Raw genomic sequence first — 7,236 nt, 5'->3', positions numbered from 1 at the left:
CCTGCTGGAGCGGGCCCACCTGCCGGTGAAAGCACCGGCCAGCATGACTCCCGACGATTTCCTGCAGTTGATGGGGGTGGATAAAAAAGTGGTCGACGGTCGGCTGCGGTTGGTGTTGCTGAGCAAACTCGGCGAAGCGTTGATCACCAGCGATATCGAACAGGATCTATTACAGGAAACATTTGCAGCCTGTCGGGCGGATGAACATACCGCGCCACCGGGCGCCTAGCGACAATCCTTTCCGGGAGAGCGTTTATGAACACCGACCCAACAGACAGCTCGGAGCACGACAACCTGGCGGGTCAATCGGCCGCCCCGGAATCCCCTGTGGCGGATTATCGTCAATACTACGGTTTGAGTGAAGATCCCTTCCGGGATGACCCGGAATTTGCGTTCTTTGGCGGCGGTGGCCGACGCGCTCTGCTCGAACAGTTACAGCACCTGTGTCAGTTCAGTGCCAGTTTGCTGGCGGTGCTGGGCAAACCCGGGGTGGGTAAAAGTCGCGTTGCCCTTGAGCTGGCCAACAGTTTTCAATTCGATGATGATATTTGCCTGCTCACCGCCGAGCCTGGTGCGGGCGCCGAAGCGGTGCTGGGGCAAATGGCCAGGCACTTTGCCCTCTCGGTAGACGACAACCCCTCGGTGGGTCGGTTGCTCGCCGCGCTTCGTCATTTCGCTCAGATAGCGGATGAAGAAGACCGCCTGGCGCTGACCATCATCGATGATGCCCATCATCTGGATGAGAAAACACTTGGAGCCCTGATCAGTCTGTTGCAGGGGCAGGACTCCACCGGTCGGCGCCTGCACATCGTGCTGTTTGCCGACTCTGAGATGGTCACACGGCTGGATCAGTTCAACATGCACGACGTGCTGATCCACGATTTCGACCTAGCGCCACTCTCCCTTGAAGAAGCCACCGATTACCTCAACTTCCGCATGGAAATGGCCGACTATATGGGGCCGGAGCTGTTCACCGAGGAAAAGGTGGAACCCTGGTGGCGTCGGGCTGAGGGGCGGATTCCCCGGCTGCACGAGCAGGCCCGTCGCTGGCTGCTTGAATCGGTTTCCGCCCGCGCCAGCTCGGGCAGGCCGGGGGAGCGCCGCAATGCCCTGCCGCTGGTGCATATTGTGGTGATTGCTGTGCTGCTTGGTGTGCTGTTGATGGTGTTTATCTATCAGGGTGATTCCGAAGCCCCTGAGCGTGAGTCGACGACACGGCTGCCCGAGTCGAGAGAAACCCAGACCCTGACGCTGTCTCCCAGCAACGAGGCGTCCAACCGTACAGAGCTGGAGTCCTCTGCAGAATCGGAGCCGGCTGTAGAAACCGTCCAGACACCCGAGTCGGCAGCGCCAGAGCGGGCACTGCCCGAGTCGCCGTCCCCCGAACCATCGGTGGAGGAGCGTCCGGAGATCCCACAGCCCGATGAAGCGTCTGAGCCCGAGGAAACATCGGCGCCGGCGGCCGGGGCGAAAACTCCGACCGAGCAGCCCCCTTCGGAAGAGCCGGCCGTTGCCGAGGCTTCCAGTTTACCCGACATTCCGGAAGACGAGCAGGTGCTGCTCTCCTGGCGCGCCTCCGAGTACACCCTGCAGCTTCTGGGTGCCAGCTCACGGGCATCGGTGGATCGCTATATTGAGGCACAGCCCAATCGGGAACAGCTCCTGAGCTTCGAAACCCGCCGTCAGGGAAAGCCCTGGTTTGTGGTCGTAACCGGACGCTATTCAGGTGCTGAGTCGGCCAGAGAGGCGATAGGCGATTTGCCCGAGGATCAAAGGGAGGCGGGGCCCTGGCCGCGCGTCATGTCTGATATACATGAAGAAATTAAGGAAAGTCGCGGGCTTTAATATGGTAGCCGGTGGGGTGAGCCCCACCGGCGATCAGTCAAATATATTACGGCGCTGTGATTTCAATGGGGCCGTAGTTGGTCTGAGCTCCCTCATAGGTAATACTGAGAACGAACGACCCTGCCACAGATTCAGTGTCATCGGCTTTCAATTGAAGCGAGACTTTCGACGGCTCAGAAGATCCGCCCAGCGTATCTCGGCTCAACGTGAAGGTGACATTCTCCGCAAACTCTTCATTGATTTCGATTTGCGTGCCAGCGGGCATGCCGTTCCCATTTTCGTCTGCGATTATGAGGTCATATCGAACCGACTCATTAAGCCCCAGCTCTACGCTCGACGGTAATCCCGGGATGAGCGGGTTGCTCCATGGGCTGGTCATAACCAGCATAGTGCTCTCTCGAATAGTGATGCCCTCCCGGCTACAGAGGCCGGCTTCATGATCCTCTGCGCGGCAAAGAATCCCGTTGTAGAGGTTGTTTCTCTCCTTGGGATCGCGCACGATTTCGTCATTTTCCAGGGTGCCGTTGAAGTTGGTGTCCAGATAAGACGGTCCAAGGTCATCGCATGCCTGATCAATAGGAGCGGGTGGGATATAGGATCTTGGGACGCTCGGGGCGCAGTTCCCGTTTGCCGCGAACAGGTCTGTTCCTACATCGAAAAGGCCATTGCTATTAATGTCGATAAAAGATTCGTTGCCCTCTGTTGAGGCAAGTACATAAACACGACCGGCGCGACACTCTTCGGTGCCGGGGCAGCGTGCGTAAGGTGGCTCCTCATGCAATGTAACTCCGCCGGATCCCATTGGGCGCTGGCCTTGGCTTCTCCAAGTGACAGAGCAGGCGCTGTTTTCTCCGGTAAGGCACTCTGCATCAACAATCCCGGCACTGGCGGTGAAATAAACAGCGGTTCCTTCGGGAATGTGGTTATTGTTCTGGTCACCCAAACGAATGGTGAGCTCGCTCTCCACACCGTCAGTGTTCCATGCCACGGGGTAAAGGTCTGACGCCGATAGGCTAGTGTGGCGCTGTGTTGGGATGGTGGTGGTAATCACCAGTTGCCGAGACAGGGTGGAGACGCCATTGGCTGTTGCAATGACATTTGCAACGCCTGCCCCAGTTCCAGCTCTGACTCTGGCTGTAACTTGGCCTTCACTGTTAGTGGTTCCGCTGTCGTTGGCCAGGTTTGCGCCGGCAGGAGCGTTTGAGCTTAGGGCGAATGTCACCGGAACCTCTCGCATCGGGCTTCCGTTGGCCCCAACTACCTTAAATACGACTTCTGAGCTTGTGGTTTGCGCGCCCATCCCTCTGATGCCAATGACGCTGGGGGACGCCCCGATAAACTGAACTTGGTCGAGCGTATCTTGTTCAACGTTTATGGTGGCTCTGGCGCTGTTTATGCCCGAACGAGTTTCGCTGGAAGCGCTTGCTACAATTTCGTCCTCTCCGACGCAACCTGTCGCCTGATAGGTGACGGAGGCGCTGCCAGTGCTGGTAGTGACGGACGTCTCAGACTCTTCGTCTGTTCCCTGCAGTCTGGCGCCACCTGAAGAAATACAGCTTGAGCTAAAGGAGACGGTCACCTGCTCGTTGATGAGATCGCCCTGGTCATTGACGAGTGTGACTTCCAAAATAGTGCTCCCACCTGCGGATAAGGAGCTATCCGATGGTAGGTCGACGGCGATTTCACCTTCTACAAAATTGCTGCCAACGCCCCGTCCCAGTTGGGAAGTCTGATCTTCCGTATCACCGTCTCCTCCATTGTCTTCGCCCCCATCGTCGGTACCTCCATCATTGGGGTCGCCCCCGGTGTTGCCGTTATTGTTGATGTTGTCGAGACGTGAGTCGTTGTCGTCACTGCCGCAGCCTGCCAGGGCGAGGCTTAGGATCAGCGCGGCAAATATGCTGCAGCCTGCGCTCCTGAAAGTTAATTTATTCATGGTGTCTTCCTGAATTACCGGTGTTTTTAATAAGCGGGTGTTATAACACGAGCCTAACTTAGCCTAGATTTGCGGTGGAATAAAGTACGCTGGCACCCTCAGATGGCCCGTTGAGCGAGTTTGTAGGCATTGAGCGGGATTTGTGATAGCTTGGGTGTGCGGCTTGTCAGGTGGTTTTAGGCCGTTTGCGGGCGGCACCGGTGAGGCAATATGCTTTGATTCATGTGTCCGCCTATAGACCCGGCCGGATCGGTCGGTGCGGGACCGTTTGCGACCGTTTCCTTAAATTTCCTGAATTTACTCCTGATTTCGCCGAAATTAGCTTTACTGTTGGGCGCTGAGAGCCCCGCTCGTCTTGCCTTTGGGGCCACTTGCGGGTAATATGCTGCGCCCATTTGCCTGGCCCCTTTTTGGAGGGGCTTTTTTGTCTGGGGCGTGAGCGGAGCGAGCCATGTTCCGGATTCTATCGGTATCGAGAGAGACAGCGTATGACCACGGGCCTCTACAGGTTAGATGAGTTTAAAGACAACTGCGGCTTTGGCTTGATTGCCCATTTGAAGGGCAAGGCCAGTCATCGCCTGTTGGAAACCGCCATCGAGTCGTTGACCTGCATGACCCACCGCGGCGGTATCGCGGCGGACGGCAAGACCGGTGACGGTTGCGGCCTGCTGCTTCAGAAGCCGGACGGCTTTCTGCGCACCGTGGCCAAGGAGGCCTGCGGCGCCGAGCTGACTGACGTTTACGGCGTCGGCTCGATCATGCTCAGCACCGACGATGCCCAGGCCCAGAAGGCCCGCGATGTGGTTGAGGAGGAGCTGCGCGCTCAGGAGCTCAGCCCGGCGGGCTGGCGCGAGGTGCCGGTGGACAGCAGCTGCCTGGGGCCGATTGCCCTGGAGTCACTGCCGCGTTTCAATCACCTGTTTATCAACAACGATGGAGACCTGAGTCTCGAGCAGTTTAACGCCCGGCTGTTCCTCGCCCGGCGTCAGGCCGAAAAGCGCCTGGCCGAAGACAAGGCGTTCTATATTGCCAGTTTCAGCTCCACGGTCATCTCCTATAAAGGGTTGATGATGCCGGTGGACCTGCCCAAGTTCTTTACCGACCTGGCGGATCCGCGCCTGGAAACCGCCATCTGCGTGTTCCACCAGCGCTTCTCCACCAATACGCTGCCCCAGTGGCCCCTGGCCCAGCCGTTCCGTATGCTGGCGCACAACGGTGAAATCAATACCGTGATGGGCAACCGTAACTGGTCCGTGGCCCGCACCTCCAAGTTCAGCACGCCCCTGCTGCCGGATCTGGATCGCGTGGCACCCCTGGTCAACCGCGATGGGTCCGACTCCTCCAGCCTGGACAATATGCTCGAAGTGCTGATCACCGGCGGCATGGAGCTGCACCGTGCGGTGCGCATGCTGGTACCGCCGGCCTGGCAGAATGTCGAGCACATGGATCCGCAGTTGCGTGCGTTCTACGAATACAACTCCATGCACGTCGAGCCCTGGGATGGCCCGGCGGGCCTGGTGATCACCGACGGCCGCTACGCGGTCTGTACCCTGGACCGCAACGGCTTGCGTCCGTCGCGCTGGGTGATCACCAAAGACGACATCATCACCGTGGCCTCCGAAGTCGGCGTGTACAAGTACAAGCCGGAAGACGTGGTGGCCAAGGGCCGTCTTGGACCGGGCCAGATTCTGTCGGTGGATACCGAGACCGGCAAGCTGTACCACACCAAGGACATTGACGAGCAGCTCAAGGGGCGCCAGCCCTACAAGCAGTGGCTGAAAGAGAAGGCGCTGCGCATCGAATCCACTCTGGAAGACGATGTGGCCGAAAACGGCCTCACCGAAGAGCAGCTCAAGGCCTACATGAAAATGTACCAGGTCACCTTCGAGGAGCGTGATCAGGTGCTGCGTCCGCTCGCCGAGGGCGGCCAGGAAGCGGTCGGCTCCATGGGTGACGATACCCCCATGGCTGTCTTGTCCGCCAAGCAGCGGCCGCTGTACGACTATTTCCGCCAGCAGTTCGCCCAGGTGACCAACCCGGCGATTGATCCGCTGCGTGAAGCCATCGTCATGTCCCTGGAAACCTGTCTGGGACGCGAACTGTCGGTCTACGAAGAGACCGAAGAGCACGCCGATCGGGTGATTCTGCGCTCACCGGTGCTGTCACCGGCGAAGTTCCGTGCCCTGATGGATATTCCCCGTCCGGGGTATGAGGCGACCGTTCTGTCGCTCAATTACGATCCGGCCCAGTACAACCTCAAGCAGGCCATCGCCAAGCTGTGCGATGACGCCGCCGAGCAGGTGAAGGCGGGCAAGGTGCTGTTGGTACTGAGCGACAACCATCTGGAAAAAGGCCAGCTGCCGATCCACGCCCTGCTGGCCACCGGCGCGGTGCACCACCACCTGACCAAGGTGGGGCTGCGCTGTGACGCTAACATCATTGTGGAAACCGGCACGGCCCGCGACTCCCACCAGATCGCAACACTGATCGGCTACGGCGCGACGGCGGTTTACCCGTACCTGAGCTACTACGTGCTCAACAACCTGATGGAAACCGGCGAACTGCAGCTGGATACCGATCAGGCGTACAAGGGGTATCGCAAGGGCGTCGACAAGGGCCTGCTGAAGATTCTGTCCAAAATGGGCATCTCCACCATCACCTCCTACCGCGGTGCGCAGTTGTTTGAGGCAGTCGGTCTGGCCGATGAAGTGGTGGACACCTGCTTTGAAGGTACTCAGTCCCGCATTCAGGGCGCCGGCTTCCCGGATCTGGAAGAAGACCAGAAGATCATCGCCAGTACCGCCTGGTTGGCGCGTAAGCCCCTGGTGCAGGGCGGCATTCTCAAATACGTTCACGGTCAGGAATACCACGCTTTCAACCCGGACGTGATCCAGACCCTGCAGCGTGCCGTGCAGACCGGTGAGTACAGCCTGTGGCGCGATTACTCCAGCCTGGTCAATGAGCGCCCGGTGGCGACGCTGCGCGACCTGCTGAAAGTCAAAGAAGACAGTGCTCAGGCCATTCCACTGAGCGAAGTGGAGCCGATCGAGGCCATCATCAAGCGCTTTGACTCCGCCGGTATGTCCCTCGGGGCCTTGTCGCCGGAAGCGCACGAGTGTCTGGCGCAGGCCATGAACCGTCTCGGTGGCCGCTCCAACAGCGGCGAGGGTGGTGAAGATCCGGCCCGTTTTGGCACCGATAAGGTCTCCAAAATCAAGCAAATCGCCTCGGGCCGCTTTGGTGTGACCCCGCACTACCTGGTCAATGCCGAAGTGCTGCAGATCAAGGTTGCCCAGGGCGCCAAGCCCGGGGAGGGTGGCCAGTTGCCCGGTGGCAAGGTCAATGATCTGATCGCCCGGCTGCGCTATTCGGTGCCCGGTGTGACCCTGATTTCACCGCCGCCGCACCACGACATTTACTCCATCGAGGATCTGGCGCAGCTGATCTTTGACCTC

The 7,236-nt window shown here is 59.1% G+C and carries 3 protein-coding genes and 1 pseudogene; 3 read left to right on the top strand and 1 reads right to left on the bottom strand.

The annotated features are described in order from the left end of the window. Together B3520_RS00395 and B3520_RS00390 are read left to right on the top strand one after the other, a co-directional pair. Window positions 1-229: pseudogene (locus B3520_RS00395) on the top strand (hypothetical protein); the annotation flags it as partial. Window positions 230-255: 26 nt separating this feature from the next. Next, window positions 256-1,845 carry an SPOR domain-containing protein gene (locus B3520_RS00390; RefSeq protein ID WP_286807657.1) on the top strand — a complete coding sequence of 530 codons (1,590 nt, stop codon included), beginning with the start codon at window positions 256-258 and terminating at the stop codon, window positions 1,843-1,845. A 46-nt stretch (window positions 1,846-1,891) separates the two neighbouring features. Here the strand turns inward: B3520_RS00390 and B3520_RS00385 are convergent, their stop codons facing one another. After that, window positions 1,892-3,781 (bottom strand): Ig-like domain-containing protein, encoded by a 1,890-nt coding sequence (locus B3520_RS00385; protein ID WP_286807656.1) that lies wholly within the window; start codon window positions 3,779-3,781, stop codon window positions 1,892-1,894. 488 nt (window positions 3,782-4,269) lie between these two features. Between B3520_RS00385 and gltB the strand changes: the two genes are divergently transcribed. Beyond that, a partial coding sequence (gene gltB, locus B3520_RS00380) for a glutamate synthase large subunit (RefSeq protein WP_286875052.1) occupies window positions 4,270-7,236 on the top strand: 2,967 nt, incomplete at its 3' end.

Origin of the sequence: Marinimicrobium sp. UBA4509 (assembly GCF_002388575.1) — a bacterium.
Taxonomy (GTDB): Bacteria; Pseudomonadota; Gammaproteobacteria; order Pseudomonadales; family Cellvibrionaceae; genus Marinimicrobium; species Marinimicrobium koreense.
The sequence above is the reverse complement of the archived record's forward strand: the minus strand, read 5'-3'. Positions and strand labels throughout refer to the sequence as shown.